This window comes from Streptomyces longhuiensis (assembly GCF_020616555.1).
Lineage (GTDB): Bacteria > Actinomycetota > Actinomycetes > Streptomycetales > Streptomycetaceae > Streptomyces > Streptomyces longhuiensis.
On sequence record NZ_CP085173.1, the window covers coordinates 2,418,988 to 2,440,208 of the forward strand.

The following is a 21,221-nucleotide window of genomic DNA, read 5'->3' on the forward strand; positions in this document are numbered from 1 at the left end:
CAACGTGCGAGGCCCACCTCTGTGATTCCCCTGCCGCCGGCTTTTCAGCCTCCGGACAGCACCCGGACCAGATCTTCGGCCGTGCGGCACCGGTCGAGCAGCTCCTTCACGTGATTACGCGTTCCGCGAAGGGGTTCGAGGGTTGGGACCCGCTGCAGAGAGTCACGGCCGGGCAGATCGAAGATCACCGAGTCCCAGGAGGCCGCGGCGACGTCGTCCGCGTACTGCTCCAGGCAGCGCCCGCGGAAATACGCCCTGGTGTCCTCCGGAGGCTTCGTACGGGCCCTCTCGACCTCCGACTCGTCCAGGAGCCGCTTCATCCTGCCGCGGGCCACGAGACGGTTGTACAGGCCCTTCTCGGCCCTCACGTCGGCGTACTGGAGGTCGACGAGGTGGAGCCGCGCGGCGTCCCAGTCGAGGTTGTCGCGGCGGCGGTAGCCCTCCATGAGCTGCCGCTTCGCGACCCAGTCGAGCTCTCCGGCCAGGCTCATCGGATCGCTCTCCAGGCGGCCGAGCACGTCCTCCCAGCGGGTCAGGACGTCCTTGGTCTGCTCGTCGGCGTCCGCCCCGTAGCGCTCCTCGACGTACTTCCTGGCGAGCTCGAAGTACTCCATCTGGAGCTGCACCGCGGTGAGCGTGCGGCCGCTGCGGAGTGTGACCAGATGTTGCAGGCCGGGATCGTGGGAGACCTGGTGGAGGGTGCGCACGGGCTGGTCGACGGCCAGGTCGACAGCGATGAAGCCGTCCTCGATCATGGAAAGGACCAGGGCCGTCGTGCCCAGCTTGAGATAGGTCGAGATCTCGGAGAGATTCGCGTCGCCGATGATCACGTGCAGGCGGCGGTACTTCTCCGCGTCCGCGTGCGGCTCGTCCCTGGTGTTGATGATGGGGCGCTTGAGGGTCGTCTCCAGGCCGACCTCGACCTCGAAGTAGTCCGCGCGCTGGCTGAGCTGGAAGCCGTGCTCATGGCCGTCCTGGCCGATGCCGACGCGGCCGGCTCCGGTGACGACCTGGCGGGAGACGAAGAAGGGCGTCAGGTGGCGCACGATGTCCGAGAAGGGGGTCTCCCGCTTCATCAGGTAGTTCTCGTGCGTGCCGTAGGAGGCACCCTTGTTGTCGGTGTTGTTCTTGTAGAGGTGGATCGGCTGGGCCCCGGGGAGTTGGGCGGCGCGCTCGGCGGCCTCGGCCATGATGCGCTCGCCGGCCTTGTCCCACAGGACGGCGTCCCTCGGGTTGGTGACCTCGGGGGCGCTGTATTCGGGGTGTGCGTGGTCGACGTACAGGCGGGCACCGTTGGTGAGGATGACATTGGCCAGGCCGATGTCCTCGTCGGTGAGCTGGCTGGAGTCGGCGACCTCCCGGGCGAGGTCGAAGCCTCGCGCGTCCCGCAGCGGATTCTCCTCCTCGAAGTCCCAGCGGGCGCGGCGCGCCCGGTGCATCGCCGCCGCGTAGGCGTTGACGATCTGGGACGAGGTGAGCATGGCATTGGCGTTGGGGTGGCCGGGGACGGAGATCCCGTACTCCGTCTCGATGCCCATTACTCGCCGTACGGTCATGCGGCCCTCCTTGCCCGGCGGCGCCCCCGTTCGGGGGCGGCGCTCAAGTACCGCTGGTTCTCCGGTGCGCGTGCGGTGCCCGTCCCCGCGCTGCGCGACTCGGCGGTACCGAAGAGCCTAGAACGCCTATGCGCCGGTGGGGAGATCATTACCGTCATTGCTGTTGCTGAGCCTGCGAGCCGGCCGTTGCCGGGAAACCGGAAAGTCGGCCGGAATTGTTGCCTGGAAAACAGTCGGCTGCGGGTACCCGGTAGAGGCACCCGCAGCCGCCCTGCCTTTTACAGGTACTGCCCGGTGTTCGCCACCGTGTCGATGGAGCGTCCGGTGTCCGCGCCCTGCTTTCCGGTGACGAGCGTACGGATGTAAACGATCCGTTCGCCCTTCTTACCGGAGATGCGGGCCCAGTCGTCCGGGTTGGTGGTGTTCGGCAGGTCCTCGTTCTCCTTGAACTCGTCCACGCAAGCCTGGAGGAGGTGGGAGACCCTGAGGCCCTTCTGGTTGTGTTCCAGGAAGGCCTTGATGGCGGCCTTCTTGGCGCGTCCGACGATGTTCTCGATCATGGCGCCCGAGTTGAAGTCCTTGAAGTACAGGACTTCCTTGTCACCGTTGGCGTACGTGACCTCGAGGAAGCGGTTCTCCTCGCTTTCCGCGTACATCTGCTCCACGGCGGTCTGGATCATCCCGTGGACCGTACTGGCGCGGTCGCCGCCGTGCTCTCCGAGGTCGTCGGAGTGCAGCGGGAGGCGGGCGGTCAGGTACTTGGCGAAGATGTCCTTGGCCGCTTCGGCGTCCGGGCGCTCGATCTTGATCTTCACATCGAGTCGTCCGGGCCGCAGGATCGCGGGGTCGATCATGTCCTCACGGTTGGAGGCACCGATCACGACCACGTTCTCCAGGCCCTCCACACCGTCGATCTCGGCGAGCAGCTGGGGGACGATGGTGTTCTCCACGTCCGAGCTGACGCCTGATCCGCGGGTGCGGAAGAGGGACTCCATCTCGTCGAAGAAGACGATGACGGGCGTGCCCTCGCTGGCCTTCTCACGCGCACGCTGGAAGACGAGGCGGATCTGCCGCTCGGTCTCACCGACGTACTTGTTGAGCAGCTCCGGACCCTTGATGTTGAGGAAGAAGCTCTTGCCCGTGGCCTGTCCGGTCACTTCCGCGACCTTCTTGGCAAGGGAGTTGGCCACCGCCTTGGCGATCAGGGTCTTGCCGCAGCCGGGAGGCCCGTAGAGCAGGACGCCCTTGGGCGGCCGCAGCTCGTGCTCCTTGAACAGGTCCGGGTAGAGGTAGGGGAGCTCGACCGCGTCGCGGATCAGCTCGATCTGGTTGCCCAGACCGCCGATCTGCTCGTAGCCGATGTCCGGGACCTCTTCCAGGACGAGCTCTTCGACTTCGCTCTTGGGTACGACTTCGTAGACATAGCCGGATCGGGGTTCGAGCAGGAGGGCGTCGCCGGGGCGGATGGTGATGTCGAGGAGCGGTTCGGCGAGCCGGACCACTCGTTCTTCATCGGTGTGCCCCACCACCAGGGCGCGCTCGCCGTCCTCGAGGATCTCCTTGAGGGTGACGATGTCGCCGACGCTCTCGTACTCCATGGCCTCGACCACGTTGAGCGCTTCGTTGAGCATCAGTTCCTGGCCGCGCCTGAGCTCTTCGAGCTCCACGCTGGGGCTGACGTTCACCCGGAGCTTGCGGCCGCCGGTGAAGATGTCGGCGGTACCGTCCTCGTTCGCCATGAGGAAGACTCCGAAGCCGGCCGGCGGCTGCGCGAGCCGGTCGACTTCCTCCTTGAGGGCCACGATCTGATCGCGGGCCTCCCTGAGCGTGTTGGCGAGCCGCTCGTTCTGTGCGGACACGCCGGCCAGGTTGGTCTGCAGCTCGACGATCCGCTCTTCGAGAATCCTCGTATGGCGCGGAGAGTCGGCGAGCTTGCGTCGCAGGACGGCGATCTCCTGCTCAAGATAGGCAATCTGACCGGCGGGGTCGTCGGACCCTCTTCCCGGGCGGATGCCGCGGTTCATGTCGTCGTCGTGGGCTGCCACGGTCCTCACCTCCTCCAAGGGGAGCTGGACGCTTCCAGACCCTACCTGGGTGGGTGTCGATTGAAACCCCTAGATCACAAAGACGAAGGGGGTGTGTCCGATCTTCACCCTTGCGCTCTCCCTCACGCCAGGGGAATACCCACCCAACAACATCGGAAAGCGGCCGGTTGTAGGGTCGAACTGTTCAACACCCGTCGGAGCTGGCCCGACTTGCTGGTACGCGGGGTGGTTCGAGGCAGGAAACGGCAGGAGATATGAGCGTGCAGCAGGAGGCCGGATCCGGCATCGACAGCGGTGTCGCCCTTGAGGTGTGGATCGATCAGGACCTCTGCACCGGCGACGGGATCTGCGTGCAGTACGCGCCGGAGGTCTTCGAGCTGGACATCGACGGACTGGCCTATGTGAAGGGCGCGGAGGACGAGCTGTTGCAGGCACAGGGGGCCACCACCCCGGTGCCGCTGCCGCTTCTGAACGACGTCGTGGACTCCGCGAAGGAGTGCCCGGGCGACTGCATTCATGTACGTCGCGTTTCGGACAGGGTGGAGGTCTACGGCCCTGACGCGGAGTGACCGCGGGGTTCCCGCGCGTCACTCGGTGTGGGAAGAGGCCAACGAAAGGGGCCCGTGCCGCCGTTCCCGGCGGGCAGGGCCCCTTTCGTGTGCCGCGCCTCAGACGCTGCGTGCCTCCGCGGGAGTGGAGCGCACGAACGCATCGCCCTTCCACTGCCACTTGGCCTTGTCCTGGGTGTCGGGGCAGCAACTGGGGACGGCGGAGCTGGAGTAGCCGAGGAGCGTTGCCGTGACGGCCCGGTCGCGTACCGCCACGTCGTCGGCGGTGAGCCGCTCCTTCGGGTCGACGAGGGTGGCGACGATGCGCGGCTCGGCGTGGGCCTCGGGGGGTTGGGTGAGGACGTAGACGCCGTTCGGCGGGGTGCCGGAGCCCGCGTCGCAGCGGACCACGGCGACGGTTTCCGGCCTGCCGTCGCCGTCCAGGTCCCCCGTGGCCTTCTTCACCACGAGGATCTTTGCGGGGCCGCACTCGAGCGGGAAGTGGACGGCGGCCGCGTCGGGCGGCGCGGCGGCGGTTCTGGTGCCGACGGGCTGTGTTGCCGGCTGGGCCGCGGTGGCCGCGCCGGGCTGCAGGAACGAGGAGGCCGCGACGACGGCCGATACGGCCGCGGCGGTCGCGAGCCAGTGGATGGGGCGGGTGGTGGTGTGCGCCAGTTCCGGGACGGCGGGGTGCTGCACTAGGAGTGTCTCCTGTGAGGGCTGTGCCGGTGGGGGTGGCCAGCATCGTGCCATACCTCACACCGTGGGGGAACGTCAGGGTCCGCTGATTCTCAGCTTCCTCACGTGTCCTTGCCGTACTGTGCGCGCCACTCCTCAACGAACGGGCGCCGTCGTCGAGTTCCCCCGATATGCCGGGAACTCGACGACGGCGCCTGTGCGTTGTGTCGGGTGTTCGGGTCAGCGCCCGGCGTTGCCGCCGTCCGCGTTCGGGCCCGAGTAGTCCTCGCCGTACGCGCCCTTGGCGGGGCGGCGGCGGCGCATGGGCGGCTCGACGCCGTCCGCGAGGCGACGGGCGGTGAGGAGGAAGCCGGTGTGGCCGATCATGCGGTGGTCCGGGCGGACGGCCAGGCCCTCGACGTGCCAGTTACGGATCATCGACTCCCAGGACGTCGGCTCGTTGAAGCAGCCGATCTCGCGGATGGACTCGACGGTCCGCGCGAGCTGGGTGGTGGTGGCGACGTAGCAGCAGAGGATGCCGCCGGGGACGAGGGCCTTGGAGACGACCTCGAGGCACTCCCAGGGGGCGAGCATGTCGAGGATGACGCGGTCCACATCGGCGTCGCTCAGGTTGTCCTGGAGGTCGCCGACAGTGAGCTGCCACGCGGGGTGGGGGCCACCGAAGTAGCGCTCCACGTTCTGCGTGGCGATCTCGGCGAAGTCATCGCGGCGCTCGTAGGAGTGCAGCATGCCCTCGTCGCCGATGGCGCGCAGCAGGAAGCTGCTCAGCGAGCCGGAGCCGACGCCTGCCTCGACGACGCGTGCGCCGGGGAAGATGTCGGCGAAGGCCAGGATCTGCCCCGCGTCCTTGGGGTAGACCACGGCGGCGCCGCGGGGCATGGACAGGACGTAGTCGGGGAGCAGGGGGCGCAGCGCGAGGTAGGCGACGTTTCCGGTGGTGCGGACAACGCTGCCCTCGGGAGCGCCGATCAGCTCGTCGTGGGGGAAGGAACCCTTGTGGGTGTGGAAGTTCTTCCCGGCCTCGAGCGTGAACGTGTAGTGGCGGCCCTTGGGGTCGGTCAGCTGTACCTGGTCCCCGACCTTGAAGGGCCCGCGTCGGCGGGCGGCACCGGTCGGTTCGGACATGTGACCAGCCTACCGGTCCGCGGAGGACCCGCGGACCAGGGGTCGCGGGGGTACGGGCCCGGTCAGGAGGGGCGCGCCATGGCCTTGACGAAGGCGCGCTCCACGTCGGCGGCGGACAGGACGCCGTAGATGGCACCGCTCTCCTCGACGACGAGGTACTCGGTGGCGGGGGTGGCGCGGAGGGTGTCGAGGAGCTCCTCGCCGGCGAGTTCCGCGGAGACGCGCATGCCGTCGGTGAGGTCCTGGGCGAGACCGCTGACGGCGACCCAGGGGCGGCGGTGTTCCGGTACGCCGACGATGGCGGCCTCGCGCACGAGGGACCTGGGTTCCCCGTCGGCGTCGACGATGACGAGGGCGCGGGCGCCCGCCTCGTTGGCGCGGCGCAGGGCCTCGGACAGCGGGGTGGCGCTCTCCACGGGGACGGCGCGGCGGGTCAGGGTGCGGGCGCGCAGCTCCGGGAGGTGTTCGCGCAGGCGGGCCATGCGGAGGCTGTTGCCGGCGCCGGTCCAGATGATCGCGGCGAGGATGGCGGCGAGCAGGGCGTCGGTGACGGTGTCCATGCCGCTGACGTCCGCGGCGCCTTCGCCGAGGGCGCCGGACTGGGTGAGCAGCGGGAGTCCGATGAGGACGGTGATCGCGAGGGCCCGGCCGACCCAGGCGGCGGCGACGGTGCCGCTCATGGGCTTGCCGGTGATCTTCCAGACGATCGCGCGGAGCATGCGGCCGCCGTCGAGGGGCAGGCCGGGCAGCAGGTTGAACGCGGCGACGATGAGGTTGGAGATCATCAGTCCCGCGAGCAGGACGCCGGGCACGGTGCCGGGTTCCACGGCGAGCATGCCGAGGTAGAAGACGCCGGCCAGGACGAGGGAGAGCAGCGGTCCGACGAAGGCGAGTACGAACTCGCGTCCCGGCGTCTCGGATTCCTTCTCGATCTCGGACACGCCGCCGAAGAACTGGAGCTGAATGCGGCGCACCGGCAGCTTGAAGCGGAGCGCGGCGACGGTGTGCGCGAGTTCGTGGACGAGCACGGAGGCGTAGAACGCGACCGCGAAGAAGAGGGAGACGAGATAGCGGACCGCGCCGAGTCCGGGCAGGACGTGGTCGAGTTGTCCGCCGAAGACCCAGGTGATGAGGGCGGCGACGAGGAACCAGCTGGGCGCGACGTAGACGGGGACACCGAAGGGGCGCCCCATGAGGAGTCCGCCACGGGGCTCAGGGGCCTTGGTGGGACGGCGGCCGCCTGTCGCGGGGGTACGGCTGGGCGGGGTGTCGCCCTGGGATACGGGGTCCTGGGCGGGCGCGGGCGCGTCGTCGCCGCCGGCCGGGGTGTGTTTGGTGAACGGGTCCGGGGCGGTGTCCGAGGTGTCGCCCTGGTCGGCCGGGGCCGCGTCCTCGGGGTGCTCCTCGTGCGGCGGCTCTTCCGGGTCCCGGGGCGTGTGCGGGACGGAGTTCGCGCGGGCCTCGCCGTTGGCACTCGGGGACGGTGGGGGCGTGGGGCCGGGGCGGGCGGCCTGATGGTCGTCCGTCGTGCCGCTGCCGGGCTGCGGCCGGCCGCTGTCGTCCACGGTGATCCCTCGGTCCCCTCGTTGGAAATCCCTCGCTCCTGCCGTTGCACGATCATGCAGGGCGAGGGGGTCTGCCGTCGATGGTATGCGTCCGGTGTGGCGCGGCCCTCGTCGACTCCCCTGCGGCACCGCCGGGGACGGCCTCCCAGGACGCCCGCGACGCGTTCGTGGCTGACTGTCAGTGGCGGCCCGTATGGTCTGTCGTCATGGAAACCAGCACCGAAGGGGCCGCCGCGGCCGCTCGCCCCGCGTCGCTCTCGCCGTCGCGCGCGAGCGACTTCATGCAGTGCCCGTTGCTCTACCGGTTCCGGGTGATCGACAAGCTGCCCGAGAAGCCGAGCGAGGCGGCGACCCGCGGCACGCTGGTGCACGCCGTGCTGGAGAGACTGTTCGACGCTCCGGCGGGAGAGCGGACGGCGCCGCGGGCCAAGGCGCTCATTCCCGGCCAGTGGGACCGGCTGCGCGAGGTGAAGCCGGAGCTGGCCGACCTGTTCGCGGACGACGGCGAGGGTGAGCGGATGGCGCGCTGGCTCGGCGAGGCCGAGCAACTCGTCGAGCGCTGGTTCACGCTCGAGGACCCGACGCGTCTGGAGCCCGCCGAGCGGGAGCTGTTCGTCGAGGCCCAGCTGGACTCGGGCCTGAAGCTGCGTGGCATCATCGACCGGGTCGACGTGGCGCCGACGGGCGAGGTCCGGATCGTCGACTACAAGACGGGCAAGGCCCCGCGCCCCGAGTACGCGGAGGGCGCCCTCTTCCAGATGAAGTTCTACGCGCTGGTGGTGTGGCGCCTGAAGGGCGTCGTACCGCGGCGGCTCCAGCTGGTCTATCTGGGCAGCGGCGACGTGCTGACGTACGACCCGGTGGTGGCGGACCTGGAGCGGGTGGAGCGCAAGCTGCACGCGCTGTGGGACGCGATCCAGCTGGCCACGGAGACGGGCGAGTGGCGGCCGCGCCCGACGAAGCTGTGCGGTTGGTGCGACCATCAGGCGGTTTGCCCGGAGTTCGGTGGGACTCCCCCGCCGTATCCGCTTCAGATCAGGGTGCCCGGGTCCGACGCCGGCTAGCAGGGCAGAATGGGCCCGGACTACCGAAGGAGAGTTACGTGGCGATCCGCGTCCTACTGGTCGACGACCAGCCGCTGCTCCGTACCGGGTTCCGGATGATTCTGGAGGCCGAGCAGGACATCGCGGTCGTCGGCGAGGCCGGAGACGGCCTGCAGGCGCTCGACCAGGTCCGTGCCCTGCAGCCCGATGTGGTGTTGATGGACATCCGCATGCCGCGGATGGACGGTGTCGAGGCGACCCGGCAGATCACCGGCCCCGGCCGGGACGGTGCGGCGAAGGTGCTCGTCCTGACGACGTTCGACCTCGACGAGTACGTGGTCGAGGCGCTGCGCGCCGGCGCCAGCGGCTTCCTGCTGAAGGACGCCCCGGCCAACGAGCTGGTGCAGGCGATCCGGGTGGTCGCGGCGGGCGAGGCGATGCTCGCGCCGAGCATCACGCGCCGGCTGCTCGACAAGTACGCGGACCATCTCCCGTCGGGTGACGACCCGGTGCCCGACACACTGCACACGCTGACCGAGCGTGAGGTCGAGGTCCTGAAGCTCGTGGCGCGCGGCATGTCGAACGCAGAGATCGCGGCGGATCTGTTCGTCAGCGAGACGACGGTGAAGACCCATGTCGGCCATGTGCTGACGAAGTTGGGGCTGCGCGACCGCGTGCAGGCGGCGGTGTACGCGTACGAGAGCGGTCTGGTGCGTCCCGGCGCCCAGTAGAAGGCTCCGGCACGAGCAATGGCGTCTGAGAGAACAGGCCGGTGGCCGCCTCCCGCGAAGGGAGGCGGCCACCGGCCTGTTGCGTGGTGCGTCGGTCGGCTCAGCCCTTGCTGATCTCCCAGAAGCGGAACACGGTCGACGCGTCGAGGCAGGACTCCAGGCCGTAGACGCTGTCGCGGACGACGGCGTACTGCTTGGCCTGCCAGACGGGCAGGACCGGGAGCTGGTCGGCGACGATGTTCTGGAGCTGCTCGAAGTCCCGGTCGGTGGACGCCCGGTCGCTCTCTGCCCCGGTCTCCGGGATGATCTTCCCGGTGATGGTGCTGTTGGTGTAGTTGTTCCCGAGCACGTTGCCGGCGCCGAAGAAGGGCTGGGTGAAGTTGTCGGGGTCCGGGTAGTCCGGGACCCAGCCCTTCACGTACACGCCGTACTTGCCGGTCTTGATGTCCTTCTCGTACTGGCCGAACTCGATGGACTTCATGTCGGCGTCGAACAGGCCGCTCGCGTTGAGCTGCTTGGCGACGGCCGCCAGTTCCTGGTCGGTGGCGGGGCCGTAGCGCGAGGGCGTCGACCAGAGGGTGATCTTCACCTTGCCGGTGATGCCGTCGGCGCGCAGCGCGGCGCGGGCCTTGGCGGGCGAGGGGTGGGCGCCGTAGGTGTCGAAGAAGGCCGTGTTGTGGCCGCTGATGCCCGCCGGGATGATCGAGTACAGCGGGGTGGCGGTGTCCTGGTAGACCTCGTCGACCAGGGCGTCCCGGTCGATCAGGTACGCCATGGCCTTGCGCACGGACAGGCGTCCCGCGACGGGGTCCTTCATGTTGAAGACCAGGTGCTGGACCTCGGCGCTGGTGCCCTCGACGACGTCCACGGGCTTGCTCGTCGAGGTGGAGTTCTCGATGCTTGCGATGTCCTTGGCGGCGAGTCCGCGGTAGGCGAGGTCGATGTCGCCGCCGACGAGGGCCTTCTTCAGGCCCGCCTGGTCGCCGTGGAAGAACTTGATGGTCATGCCGGAGTTCTGGACCTTCGCGGTGCCCTTGTAGCCCGGGTTGACCGAGAAGACGGCCTTCTTCTTGTCGAAGGAGTCCAGCTTGTAGGGGCCGGAGCCGACGGCCTTGCCGTCCGTGCGCAGGCCGTCCATGGAGTAGGCGGTGTGGTCGACGATGGAACCGGCGCCGGACGCGATCTTGCTGGGGAAGGTGGCGTCCGCGTGCTTCAGCTTGAAGACGACCGTCTTGGCGTTCGGCGTCTCGACCTTGTCGAGCATGGGGAACATGATCGCCGGGCCGGCGTCGTCACCGATGTTCATCATGCGGTCGAAGGAGAACTTGACGTCCTTCGAGGTGAGCTTGTGGCCGTTGCTGAACGTGAGGCCGTCGCGCAGGGTGCAGGAGTAGACGCGGGTGCCGGAGTCCGTGAAGGAGCACTCCTTGGCGGCTTCGGGTTCCGGCTCCGTGCTGCCCTTGGGGAAGCTCAGGAGCGACTGGAACACGTTGTTGAACAGCAGCCACGACCCCGGGTCGTAGCCGGACGCCGGATCGGTGGCCTGGATGTCGTCGGACATTCCCATGACCACGGCCCCGCCCTGCCCGGCGGCATCGCCCTGGTCGGTGCCGCAGCCGGCCAGCAGGGCCGCGGTGAGTCCCGTCCCGAGGGGCAGGACCAGCCACTGGTTGCGCATTCTCACGTACGTGCCTTGTCGTCAGTGGTGCGGAAATCGGGCGAGCCGGCCGCCCGCAGGGGGAGGCCGGCTCGCGCGGGGATCAGCCGCTCACGCCGCGGCCGAGCTCCCAGAGCTGAAGGATCGAGGAGGAGCTCAGCGCCCACTCGACTCCGGTGATGTCGTCGCGGGCGGCGACGTACTGCTTGCCCTGCCAGAGCGGGAGGACCGGCACGTCGTCGGCGACGATGTTCTGGATGCTGGTGAGGCTCTTGGAGGCGGTCAGCCGGTCGGCCTCACGACGGGACTCGGGGATGAGCTGGTCCCGGATCGTGCTGTTCGCGTACGGGGACGCGAGGAAGTTGTCCTTGTCGAGGAACGGCGCGATGAAGTTGTCGGCGTCGGGGAAGTCGGGGAACCAGCCGAGGCCGTAGACGTCGTACTTGCCCTTGAGTTCGGAGGCGCGGTACGTGTCCCAGGCGTCGCCCTTGATGCCGACGTCGAACAGGCCGCTGGAGTTGAGCTGCTTCTTGAGCACCTCGAACTCCCGCTTGGTGGCGGGGCCGTAGTGGTCGGTCGTGTAGTGCAGGGTCAGCTTCACCGGCGTGGTGATGTCGGCCCGGGACAGGATCGAGCGGGCCTTGGAGACGCTCGGCTCGCTGTACCGGTTGAAGAACGAGTTCGTGTGGCCGGTGATGCCGGCGGGCACGAGCGAGTAGAGCGGCTCGGCGGAGGTGCCGTAGACGTCGGCCGTGAGCTGGCCGCGGTCGACGACCTGCGCCATGGCCTGGCGGACCGCCTTGCTCTTGACCACCGGGGCGCTGGTGTCGAATCCGAGGTAACGGATCTCCATGCCCGGCATCTCGACCAGGTTGATGTTCTTGCTCGGGTTGTCCGAGAGCTGCTTGATCTGCTCCGGCGACATGGTGCGCGTCATCATGTCGACGTCGCCCTTTTCGAGGGCCTTGCCCATGGCGCCGGCGTCCGCGAAGGAGACCAGCTCCACCTTGTCGTTCTTCGGCTTCAACTGCCCCTTGTAGTGGGGGTTCTTGGTGAAGACGGCCTTGACGAGGGTGTTGTTCTTGACCTTGGCGTCAAGGGTGTACGGGCCGGAGCCGTCGACCGCGAAGCCGTTGCGCAGCTTCCCCTTCGTGTAGTCGTCGGGGTTGACGATGCCGGCGGTGGGTGTGGCCAGCTTGTACGGGAAGGTGGCGTCGGGGCTCTTCAGGTGGAAGATGACCTCGCTGCGGCCCTTGGTCTCGATCGTGTCGACGCTGGAGAGCAGCGCGGAGGAGCCGCTGTCGCTCTTGATGCCGAGCACGCGGTCGATGGAGAACTTCACGTCCGAGGCGGTGACGGGGGTGCCGTCGGCGTACGCGAGGCCTTTGCGCAGGGTGCAGGAGTAGCGCTCGTTGCCGGTGTCGGTGAAGCCGCAGGTCTGGGCGGCCTCGGGCACCGGCTCGCCGCCGCCGCGCGGCATGGCCATCAGGGTCTGGATGGTCTGGCGCAGCACGTTCCAGGAACCCGCGTCGTAGGCGTACGCGGGGTCGAACGGGGCCGGGACCGCCTTCGAGGCAACGAACCGGTCGGTGGTACCGACGGCGATCGGGTTGCCGTCCTTGCCCCCGCTGTCGGACCCGCCGCAGGCGGCGAGCACAGGCGCGAGCAGGCCGATGACGGCCGGCAACACCAAAGTCTTGCGGTTCATGCTCGAAGTTCTCCAGAGCTGTCGATCCCGTGGGCCCGGCAACGGGGGTGGTGTCGACGGGACACGAGGGGTTACGGCGATGTTCTCGCCACGACATTAATGCGCACGGCGAAGCGTCCCGAAGGGGCCGGAGCCACGGCTTCATCACGCTGCGAAACCGGGCGCGGACACACCGATAACCCCACAGGGGTCTCTTCGGCTCAGGGTCCGACCAATCGGGACACAAGGTCACTCGGGATGGAGCGGGAGGTGGGGTCGCAGCACAGGTCCGCATACCTGTCGACCCCACGTCGAGTGGGAAACGTCACACGCTCAACTGGGTTGATGGGCACAGCATTTCGGCCACGCGCGAGCGGTGTTACCGAAGGTTCAGTAGCCCATCAGCCCATGGAGAAAAGGCAGGTTGACGTGTTCGAGCGAGGGGACGACGGTGCGCCGATAGGCGGGTGCGATGGGGGCCACGGAGGGTACGGCGACGACGTGGCAGCCGGCCGCCTCGGCGGCGGCGACACCGGTGGCGGTGTCCTCGATGACGGCGCATCTGGCCGGATCCGCACCCAGTCCCGCGGCGGCGAGCAGGTACGGGTCGGGGTACGGCTTCGTCCGCTCGACCTCGTCACCTGCGACCGTGAGCGCGAAGTGCTCCGGGCCGAGCGAGGTCAGGACCCGGTCGATGATGCGCCGGTGAGAGGCGGACACGAGGGCCATGGGCACCTCGTGGGCAGCGAGTTCGGCAAGCAGCCGCGCGGCACCCGGCATGAGCGGCAGGGCACTGCTGATGCGCTCCTCGAAGCCGTCGTTGAGCAGCACGGTCAGCTCGGGGAGCGTGATGTCCGCGCCGGTCGCCTCGATGAGGAAGCCGGCACTGCGGGTCATGGGGCCGCCGACGACGACTTCGCGCCACGCCTCGTCGAGCGCGTGCCCCAGCGAGCCGAAGACGGCGACCTCGGCGTCCCACCAGAAGCCTTCGGTGTCCACCAGAGTGCCGTCCATGTCGAGGAGCACGGCCTGCAGGGCGGAGCCTTCGGCCGTTCGGGTACCGAGAGCGGGGACCGTACTGGTCATCCGGGCACACCTCCGTGAGGGACGAGAAGGCCGGCTGCCTCCTTTTGACAGGAAGGCAACCGGCCTGCACTGGACCGACCAGTGTACGACTTCTGCGGATCAGTGCGCGCGTCGGCGACACGCGGGCGGTCTGCGGACCACGTCAGCGCGCGTTGAAGTACTTCGCCTCGGGGTGGTGGATGACGATCGCGTCCGTGGACTGCTCCGGGTGGAGCTGGAACTCCTCGGAGAGGTGGACGCCGATGCGCTCGGGCTCCAGGAGCTGTGCGATCTTGGCGCGGTCCTCGAGGTCCGGGCACGCTCCGTAGCCGAGCGAGAAGCGGGCGCCGCGGTACTTGAGCGCGAACATGTCCTCCATCTCGGCGGGGTCCTCGCCCGAGAAGCCCAGCTCCGAACGGACGCGTGCGTGCCAGTACTCGGCGAGGGCCTCGGCCAACTGGACGGACAGGCCGTGCAGTTCGAGGTAGTCGCGGTACGAGTTCGACTCGAAGAGCTTGGCGGTCTCCTCGCCGATCCGGGAGCCGACGGTGACGACCTGGAGGCCGACGACGTCGGTCTCGCCCGACTCCTCGGGACGGAAGAAGTCCGCGAGACACAGCCGGCGACCGCGGCGCTGGCGCGGGAACGTGAAGCGGGTGCGCTCGTTGCCCTGGTCGTCGAGGATGATCAGGTCCTCGCCCTTGGACACACACGGGAAGTAGCCGTAGACGACGGCCGCCTCCAGGAGGTTCTTGGTGTGCAGCTCGTCCAGCCAGCCGCGCAGCCGCGGGCGGCCCTCGGTCTCCACCAGCTCCTCGTACGTGGGCCCGTCGCCGGTGCGCGCCTGCTTGAGGCCCCACTGGCCCTTGAACAGGGCGCCCTCGTCCAGCCAGGACGCGTACTCCTTGAGCTGGATGCCCTTGATGACGCGGGTGCCCCAGAAGGGAGGCTCGGGGACCGGGTTGTCGGTGGACGTGTCGGAGCGCGCCGGCTCCTCGTCGGGCCGCTCCTCGATCTGTACGGCGCCCGCCTTTACCCGGCGCTGCTTGAGCTCGGGGAGCGTGGCGCCGGGGACGCCCCGCTTGACGGCGATGAGGGCGTCCATGAGGCGCAGGCCCTCGAACGCGTCGCGCGCGTAACGGACTTCGCCCTCGTAGATCTCGTGGAGGTCCTGCTCGACGTACGCCCTCGTCAGTGCCGCGCCGCCGAGGATCACGGGGAAGTCGGCGGCCATCTTGCGCTGGTTGAGCTCCTCCAGGTTCTCCTTCATGATCACCGTGGACTTGACGAGGAGTCCGGACATGCCGATGACATCGGCCTTGTGCTCCTCGGCGGCTTCCAGGATCGCGGAGACGGGCTGCTTGATGCCGAGGTTGACGACGTTGTAGCCGTTGTTCGACAGGATGATGTCGACGAGGTTCTTGCCGATGTCGTGGACGTCGCCGCGCACGGTGGCCAGGACGATGGTGCCCTTGCCCTCGGCGTCGGACTTCTCCATGTGCGGCTCCAGATAGGCCACCGCGTTCTTCATGACCTCGGCGGACTGGAGGACGAACGGCAGCTGCATCTGGCCGGAGCCGAAGAGTTCGCCGACGACCTTCATGCCGTCCAGGAGCGTCTCGTTGACGATTTCGAGGGCGGGGCGGGTCTGCAGCGCCTCGTCGAGGTCGGCCTCCAGACCGTTCTTCTCGCCGTCGATGATGCGGCGCTTGAGTCGCTCGTCCAGGGGCAGCGCGGCGAGCTCCTCGGCCTTGCCGGCCTTGAGGGACTTCGCGGTGGCGCCCTCGAACAGCGCCATCAGCTTCTGCAGCGGATCGTAGCCCTCGGCGCGACGGTCGTAGATCAGGTCGAGGGCGGTGGTGACCTGCTCGTCGTCGAACCGGGCGATCGGCAGGATCTTCGACGCGTGCACGATCGCCGAGTCGAGGCCCGCCTTCACGCACTCGTCGAGGAAGACCGAGTTGAGGAGGATGCGGGCGGCCGGGTTGAGGCCGAAGGAGATGTTCGACAGGCCGAGCGTGGTCTGCACGTCGGGGTGACGGCGCTTCAGCTCACGGATCGCCTCGATGGTGGCGATGCCGTCCTTGCGCGACTCCTCCTGGCCGGTACAGATGGTGAAGGTGAGGCAGTCGATGAGGATGTCCGACTCATGGATGCCCCAGTTGCCGGTCAGGTCGTCGATGAGGCGCTCGGCGATGGCGACCTTGTGCTCGACGGTGCGGGCCTGGCCCTCCTCGTCGATGGTCAGCGCGATCAGGGCGGCGCCGTGCTCCTGCGCGAGGCGGGTGACCTTCGCGAAGCGGGACTCGGGGCCGTCGCCGTCCTCGTAGTTGACGGAGTTGATGACCGCGCGGCCGCCGAGCTTCTCCAGGCCGGCGCGCAGGACCTCGACCTCGGTGGAGTCCAGGACGATCGGCAGGGTGGAGGCGGTGGCGAAGCGCCCGGCCAGCTCCTCCATGTCGGCGACGCCGTCACGGCCCACGTAGTCGACGCAGAGGTCGAGCATGTGCGCGCCCTCGCGGATCTGGTCGCGGGCCATCTCGACGCAGTCGTCCCAGCGGCCCTCCAGCATGGCCTCGCGGAACTTCTTGGAGCCGTTGGCGTTCGTGCGCTCGCCGATCGCCATGTACGAGATGTCCTGGCGGAACGGGACCGTCTGGTAGAGCGAGGCGGCGCCCGGCTCGGGGCGCGGCTCGCGGACGGTGGGGGTGAGGCCGCGGACGCGCTCGACGACCTGGCGCAGGTGCTCGGGGGTGGTGCCGCAGCAGCCGCCGACGAGGGAGAGCCCGTACTCGCGGACGAAGGTCTCCTGGGCGTCGGCCAGCTCGGGGGCGGTCAGCGGGTAGTGCGCGCCGTTCTTGCCGAGGACGGGCAGGCCGGCGTTGGGCATGCAGGACAGCGGGATGCGGGAGTGGCGGGCGAGGTAGCGCAGGTGCTCGCTCATCTCGGCCGGGCCGGTGGCGCAGTTCAGGCCGATCATGTCGATGCCGAGGGGCTCCAGGGCGGTCAGCGCCGCGCCGATCTCGGAGCCGAGGAGCATCGTGCCGGTGGTCTCGACCGTGACCGAGCAGATCAGCGGGAGGTTCGTACCGGTGGCGTCGAGGGCGCGGCGGGCGCCGATGATCGAGGCCTTCGTCTGGAGCAGGTCCTGCGTCGTCTCGACGAGGAGCGCGTCGGCGCCGCCGGCGATCATGCCCTCGGCGTTCTGCTGGTAGGCGTCGCGCAGCGCCGTGTACGCGGCGTGGCCGAGGGTGGGCAGCTTGGTGCCGGGGCCCATGGAGCCGAGGACCCAGCGCTGCTGTCCGGTGCTCGTGGTGAACTCGTCGGCGACCTCGCGGGCGATGCGCGCGCCGGCCTCGGAGAGCTCGAAGACGCGCTCGGGGATGTCGTACTCCCCCAGGGCCGCGAGGTTCGCGCCGAACGTGTTGGTCTCGACGCAGTCGACGCCGACCGCGAAGTACTCCGAGTGGACCGAGCGGACGATGTCGGGGCGGGTGACGTTCAGGATCTCGTTGCAGCCTTCGAGGTTCTCGAAGTCCTCGAGGGTCGGGTCCTGCGCCTGGAGCATCGTGCCCATCGCGCCGTCGGCCACGACCACGCGGGTGGCCAGGGCTTCACGGAGGGCGTCGGCTCGGGTCCGGCCGGCGGAGTCGGTGGACGGGACGGGCGTTGGCAACGAGGCCATGAAAGTGCTCCCTGAGGTGCGACGGCTGTCGGCTTTGCGGCTCCCATGGAGGAGGCGCACCCGGTCAGGGTAGCCGGGCCGGTGGTTTCTGCGCGGAGGCGTCCACTGGCCGGAACGGCCATGTGGCGCGGGGTGCGGGTGCGTGCGGGTGGGCTCCGAACCGGGGCGTCGAGCCAAACGGGGCGAAATATAGGCTCCTCGCGTATTCGCACGAGGTCGGCAACGACCGATAGTGTTCAGCATTGTCGAACGTTGCTCGGCGAGAGGATCGAGGGAGGAAGGGCTGGGATGGCACGGAACATCCAGTCACTCGAGCGGGCAGCCGCCATGCTGCGGCTCCTTGCGGGCGGTGAGCGCCGGCTCGGCCTCTCGGACATCGCCTCGGCGCTGGACCTGGCCAAGGGCACGGCGCACGGCATTCTGCGTACGTTGCAGCACGAGGGCTTCGTCGAGCAGGACGCCGCGTCGGGCCGCTACCAGCTGGGCGCGGAGCTGCTGCGCCTCGGCAACAGCTATCTCGACGTGCACGAGCTGCGGGCGCGCGCGCTGGTGTGGACGGACGACCTGGCGCGCTCCAGCGGCGAGAGCGTCTATCTCGGCGTCCTGCACCAGCAGGGCGTACTGATCGTGCACCACGTGTTCCGGCCCGACGACAGCCGTCAGGTCCTGGAGGTCGGGGCGATGCAGCCGCTGCACTCCACGGCGCTCGGCAAGGTCCTGTCGGCGTACGACCCGGTGGCGCACAGCGAGGTCGTCGAGGTGGAGCGCAAGGTGTTCACCGGGCGGACCGTGAGCGACATGACCGAGTTCGAGACCCTTCTGGACCTGACCCGCGCGCGCGGGTACGCGGACGACGTCGAGGAGACCTGGGAGGGCGTCGCGTCCGTCGCGGCCCCGATCCACGACCGGCGGCGCATGCCCGTCGGCGCGGTCGGCATAACCGGCGCCGTGGAGCGCGTGTGCGTCGAGGGGGAGCTGCGCCCCGAGCTCGTCGCCGCCGTGCGGGACTGCGCCCGCGCCGTCTCCCGGGACCTGGGCGCCAGCCGCTTCTGAGCGCCCCGCGCCGCCCGCCGGCGCCCCCGTACGGACCGAAGGCCCCGCTTCCCGGCGGGGCCTTCGCCGTTTCAGCGTGCATGCCGCACCTTTCCGGGACACCATCGACGAACGCGCAGTCCAGACACGGAACCGATAGCCCGGCCCGATCAATAACGATCGAGTTTTCGATAACAGAACCCTTGACTAGCGAGTAACCCCGGGGTGAGACTCGCGTCCATCGGTCGGCATTGTCGAACACCTACCGGCAATAGGCGTTAGAGTGTGGCAAGCCAGGGCCGAAAACGCTCTCACCTGAGGGCGCGAACCACCGGAGAGGGACCCGGGGTTCGGCTTCCCCTGGACGAAGGACAAAGGAGTCGCGGGTGTCCAGCTCCGACATCTTCATCGGCGAGACCATCGGTACCGCCGTGCTCATCCTGCTGGGCGGTGGCGTGTGCGCCGCCGTCACGCTGAAGCGCTCCAAGGCGCGCAACGCCGGCTGGCTCGCGATCACCTTCGGGTGGGGCTTCGCGGTACTGACCGGTGCCTACCTGGCAGGGGGCGTGTCAGGCGCCCACCTGAACCCGGCGGTGACCATAGGCCTCGCCATCGAGGGCGGCACCAAGTGGAGCGACGTTCCGCTCTACCTGGGCTCGCAGCTCCTGGGCGCGATGATCGGCGCCCTGCTGGTCTGGGCCACGTACTACGGCCAGTTCCAGGCGCATCTGACCGACCCGGAGATCCTCGCCGCCCCGCCGGCCGAGGAAGGCATGGTCCAGGAGAAGGCCGCGCCCAACGCGGGCCCGGTGCTCGGCATCTTCTCGACCGGCCCCGAGATCCGGAACGTGGCGCAGAACCTCGTCACGGAGATCATCGCCACGGTCGTGCTCGTCCTGGCCATCCTCACGCAGGGCCTCAACGACGGAGGCAACGGCCTGGGTGTCCTCGGCGCCATGGTCACCGCGTTCGTCGTGGTCGGCATCGGTCTCTCCCTCGGCGGGCCCACGGGCTACGCGATCAACCCGGTCCGTGACCTCGGACCCCGCATCGTGCACTCCCTGCTGCCCCTGCCGAACAAGGGCGGCTCCGACTGGACGTACGCCTGGATCCCGGTCGCCGGCCCGCTCATCGGCGGCGCCATAGCGGGCGGTCTCTACAACATCGCCTTCAAGTAGGCGACCGACCCCCTACGCACCCTCCGCCAGAGCCGCACCGAGAACTTCCAGGAGCAGACCGTGACCGACGCACACACCGCGGGCCCGTTCATCGCAGCGATCGACCAGGGCACCACCTCCAGCCGTTGCATCGTCTTCGACAAGGACGGCCGGATCGTCTCCGTCGACCAGAAGGAGCACGAGCAGATCTTCCCGAAGCCGGGCTGGGTCGAGCACAACGCGACCGAGATCTGGACCAACGTCCAGGAGGTCGTCGCCGGAGCCATCACGAAGGCCGGCATCACCCGCGACGACATCAAGGCCATCGGCATCACCAACCAGCGCGAGACGACGCTGCTGTGGGACAAGAACACGGGTGAGCCCGTCCACAACGCCATCGTCTGGCAGGACACCCGTACCGACGCCCTGTGCAAGGAGCTCGGGCGCAATGTGGGCCAGGACCGCTTCCGCCGTGAGACGGGCCTCCCGCTGGCCTCCTACTTCGCGGGCCCCAAGGCCCGCTGGCTGCTCGACAACGTCGAGGGCCTGCGCGAGCGCGCCGAGGCGGGCGACATCCTCTTCGGCACCATGGACAGCTGGGTCATCTGGAACCTGACCGGCGGTGTCGACGGCGGCAAGCACGTCACCGACGTGACCAACGCCTCCCGCACCATGCTGATGAACCTCCACACCATGGAGTGGGACAGCAAGATCGCCGAGTCCATCGGCGTCCCCCTGGCCATGCTCCCGGAGATCCGCTCCTCCGCCGAGGTGTACGGCGAGGTCAGCGGCGGCCGTCTCGGCGACCTCCTCGGCGGCATTCCCGTCGCGTCCGCGCTCGGCGACCAGCAGGCGGCCCTGTTCGGCCAGACCTGTTTCTCCGAGGGCGAGGCCAAGTCGACGTACGGCACCGGCACCTTCCTGCTGATGAACACCGGCGACAAGCCGGTCAACTCGTACAACGGCCTGCTGACCACCGTCGGCTACCGCATCGGCGACCAGAAGGCGGTCTACGCCCTGGAGGGCTCGATCGCCGTCACCGGTTCGCTGGTGCAGTGGATGCGCGACCAGATGGGCCTGATCTCCACCGCCGCCGAGATCGAGACGCTCGCGTCGTCGGTCGAGGACAACGGTGGCGCGTACTTCGTGCCGGCCTTCTCCGGTCTGTTCGCCCCGTACTGGCGCTCCGACGCCCGCGGTGTGATCGCCGGCCTGACCCGGTACGTCACCAAGGCGCACCTGGCGCGCGCCGTCCTGGAGGCCACGGCCTGGCAGACCCGTGAGATCACGGACGCCATGACGAAGGACTCCGGCGTCGAGCTCGCGGCGATCAAGGTCGACGGCGGCATGACCTCCAACAACCTGTTGATGCAGACGCTCTCGGACTTCGTGGACGCCCCCGTGGTGCGCCCGATGGTCGCCGAGACCACCTGCCTCGGTGCCGCCTACGCCGCCGGTCTCGCCGTCGGCTTCTGGACGAGCACGGACGACCTGCGCGCCAACTGGCGCCGGGCCGCCGAATGGACCCCCAACATGGCCGCGGAGAAGCGCGACCGTGAGTACAAGAGCTGGCTCAAGGCCGTCGAACGCTCCATGGGCTGGCTCGACGAAAGTGGCGAGGAGTAA

Annotated in this window: 15 protein-coding genes; 6 read left to right on the top strand and 9 right to left on the bottom strand. The window is 68.9% G+C overall.

The window, feature by feature from the left end; genetic code table 11:
* Nucleotides 1–44 precede the first annotated feature (44 nt).
* Complete coding sequence (gene dop / locus LGI35_RS11415; protein WP_341483354.1) at nucleotides 45–1,556, bottom strand: depupylase/deamidase Dop; 1,512 nt, start codon at nucleotides 1,554–1,556, stop codon at nucleotides 45–47.
* A 278-nt stretch (nucleotides 1,557–1,834) separates the two neighbouring features.
* The gene (gene arc / locus LGI35_RS11420; RefSeq protein WP_116503118.1) at nucleotides 1,835–3,601 is read right to left on the bottom strand and encodes a proteasome ATPase; all 1,767 of its coding nucleotides are present in this window, start codon (nucleotides 3,599–3,601) and stop codon (nucleotides 1,835–1,837) included.
* A gap of 254 nt (nucleotides 3,602–3,855) precedes the next feature.
* Between arc and LGI35_RS11425 the strand changes: the two genes are divergently transcribed.
* The gene (locus LGI35_RS11425) at nucleotides 3,856–4,170 is read left to right on the top strand and encodes a ferredoxin (RefSeq protein WP_227293762.1); all 315 of its coding nucleotides are present in this window, start codon (nucleotides 3,856–3,858) and stop codon (nucleotides 4,168–4,170) included.
* Between the two features lie 99 nt (nucleotides 4,171–4,269).
* Here the strand turns inward: LGI35_RS11425 and LGI35_RS11430 are convergent, their stop codons facing one another.
* From LGI35_RS11430 to LGI35_RS11440, 3 genes are all read right to left on the bottom strand, one after another.
* Complete coding sequence (locus tag LGI35_RS11430; protein WP_227293763.1) at nucleotides 4,270–4,848, bottom strand: hypothetical protein; 579 nt, start codon at nucleotides 4,846–4,848, stop codon at nucleotides 4,270–4,272.
* 219 nt (nucleotides 4,849–5,067) lie between these two features.
* Nucleotides 5,068–5,973, bottom strand: coding sequence for a tRNA (adenine-N1)-methyltransferase (locus LGI35_RS11435; protein WP_227293764.1), 906 nt, complete (start codon nucleotides 5,971–5,973; stop codon nucleotides 5,068–5,070).
* 62 nt (nucleotides 5,974–6,035) lie between these two features.
* The gene (locus LGI35_RS11440) at nucleotides 6,036–7,538 is read right to left on the bottom strand and encodes a site-2 protease family protein (protein ID WP_227293765.1); all 1,503 of its coding nucleotides are present in this window, start codon (nucleotides 7,536–7,538) and stop codon (nucleotides 6,036–6,038) included.
* 206 nt (nucleotides 7,539–7,744) lie between these two features.
* Between LGI35_RS11440 and LGI35_RS11445 the strand changes: the two genes are divergently transcribed.
* Together LGI35_RS11445 and LGI35_RS11450 are read left to right on the top strand one after the other, a co-directional pair.
* The gene (locus tag LGI35_RS11445; RefSeq protein WP_227293766.1) at nucleotides 7,745–8,602 is read left to right on the top strand and encodes a RecB family exonuclease; all 858 of its coding nucleotides are present in this window, start codon (nucleotides 7,745–7,747) and stop codon (nucleotides 8,600–8,602) included.
* Nucleotides 8,603–8,640: 38 nt separating this feature from the next.
* Nucleotides 8,641–9,312: a response regulator gene (locus tag LGI35_RS11450; protein WP_227293767.1), complete on the top strand. Its 672-nt coding sequence runs from the start codon at nucleotides 8,641–8,643 to the stop codon at nucleotides 9,310–9,312.
* A 100-nt stretch (nucleotides 9,313–9,412) separates the two neighbouring features.
* Here LGI35_RS11450 and LGI35_RS11455 read toward each other — a convergent pair whose 3' ends face one another.
* The 4 genes from LGI35_RS11455 to metH all read right to left on the bottom strand — a co-directional run bounded on the left by LGI35_RS11455 (nucleotide 9,413) and on the right by metH (nucleotide 17,406).
* Complete coding sequence (locus LGI35_RS11455) at nucleotides 9,413–10,996, bottom strand: ABC transporter substrate-binding protein (protein WP_227293768.1); 1,584 nt, start codon at nucleotides 10,994–10,996, stop codon at nucleotides 9,413–9,415.
* A 76-nt stretch (nucleotides 10,997–11,072) separates the two neighbouring features.
* A complete protein-coding gene (locus LGI35_RS11460; protein WP_227293769.1) occupies nucleotides 11,073–12,677 on the bottom strand; it encodes an ABC transporter substrate-binding protein in 1,605 nt (534 codons plus the stop codon).
* 369 nt (nucleotides 12,678–13,046) lie between these two features.
* Nucleotides 13,047–13,742 (bottom strand): HAD family hydrolase, encoded by a 696-nt coding sequence (locus tag LGI35_RS11465; RefSeq protein WP_227293770.1) that lies wholly within the window; start codon nucleotides 13,740–13,742, stop codon nucleotides 13,047–13,049.
* Between the two features lie 142 nt (nucleotides 13,743–13,884).
* Entirely contained in the window at nucleotides 13,885–17,406 is a 3,522-nt protein-coding gene (gene metH, locus LGI35_RS11470) for a methionine synthase (RefSeq protein ID WP_227293771.1), read from the bottom strand.
* Nucleotides 17,407–17,694: 288 nt separating this feature from the next.
* On the opposite strand from metH, the gene LGI35_RS11475 reads away from it, so the two are divergent.
* The 3 genes from LGI35_RS11475 (at nucleotide 17,695) to glpK (ending at nucleotide 21,221) form a co-directional block, all read left to right on the top strand.
* Nucleotides 17,695–18,459 carry an IclR family transcriptional regulator gene (locus LGI35_RS11475; protein ID WP_227293772.1) on the top strand — a complete coding sequence of 255 codons (765 nt, stop codon included), beginning with the start codon at nucleotides 17,695–17,697 and terminating at the stop codon, nucleotides 18,457–18,459.
* Between the two features lie 365 nt (nucleotides 18,460–18,824).
* The gene (locus LGI35_RS11480; protein ID WP_227293773.1) at nucleotides 18,825–19,616 is read left to right on the top strand and encodes an MIP/aquaporin family protein; all 792 of its coding nucleotides are present in this window, start codon (nucleotides 18,825–18,827) and stop codon (nucleotides 19,614–19,616) included.
* A 60-nt stretch (nucleotides 19,617–19,676) separates the two neighbouring features.
* Nucleotides 19,677–21,221: a glycerol kinase GlpK gene (gene glpK, locus LGI35_RS11485; RefSeq protein WP_227293774.1), complete on the top strand. Its 1,545-nt coding sequence runs from the start codon at nucleotides 19,677–19,679 to the stop codon at nucleotides 21,219–21,221.

What these genes read in the sequence shown, in the direction of transcription:
- LGI35_RS11475 (WP_227293772.1), top strand. Translation starts at nt 17,695, where the DNA reads ATGGCACGGAACATCCAGTCACTCGAGCGGGCAGCCGCCATGCTGCGG.
- dop (WP_341483354.1), bottom strand. Translation starts at nt 1,556, where the DNA reads ATGACCGTACGGCGAGTAATGGGCATCGAGACGGAGTACGGGATCTCC.
- metH (WP_227293771.1), bottom strand. Translation starts at nt 17,406, where the DNA reads ATGGCCTCGTTGCCAACGCCCGTCCCGTCCACCGACTCCGCCGGCCGG.
- LGI35_RS11460 (WP_227293769.1), bottom strand. Translation starts at nt 12,677, where the DNA reads ATGAACCGCAAGACTTTGGTGTTGCCGGCCGTCATCGGCCTGCTCGCG.
- LGI35_RS11425 (WP_227293762.1), top strand. Translation starts at nt 3,856, where the DNA reads ATGAGCGTGCAGCAGGAGGCCGGATCCGGCATCGACAGCGGTGTCGCC.
- LGI35_RS11435 (WP_227293764.1), bottom strand. Translation starts at nt 5,973, where the DNA reads ATGTCCGAACCGACCGGTGCCGCCCGCCGACGCGGGCCCTTCAAGGTC.
- LGI35_RS11445 (WP_227293766.1), top strand. Translation starts at nt 7,745, where the DNA reads ATGGAAACCAGCACCGAAGGGGCCGCCGCGGCCGCTCGCCCCGCGTCG.
- LGI35_RS11465 (WP_227293770.1), bottom strand. Translation starts at nt 13,742, where the DNA reads ATGACCAGTACGGTCCCCGCTCTCGGTACCCGAACGGCCGAAGGCTCC.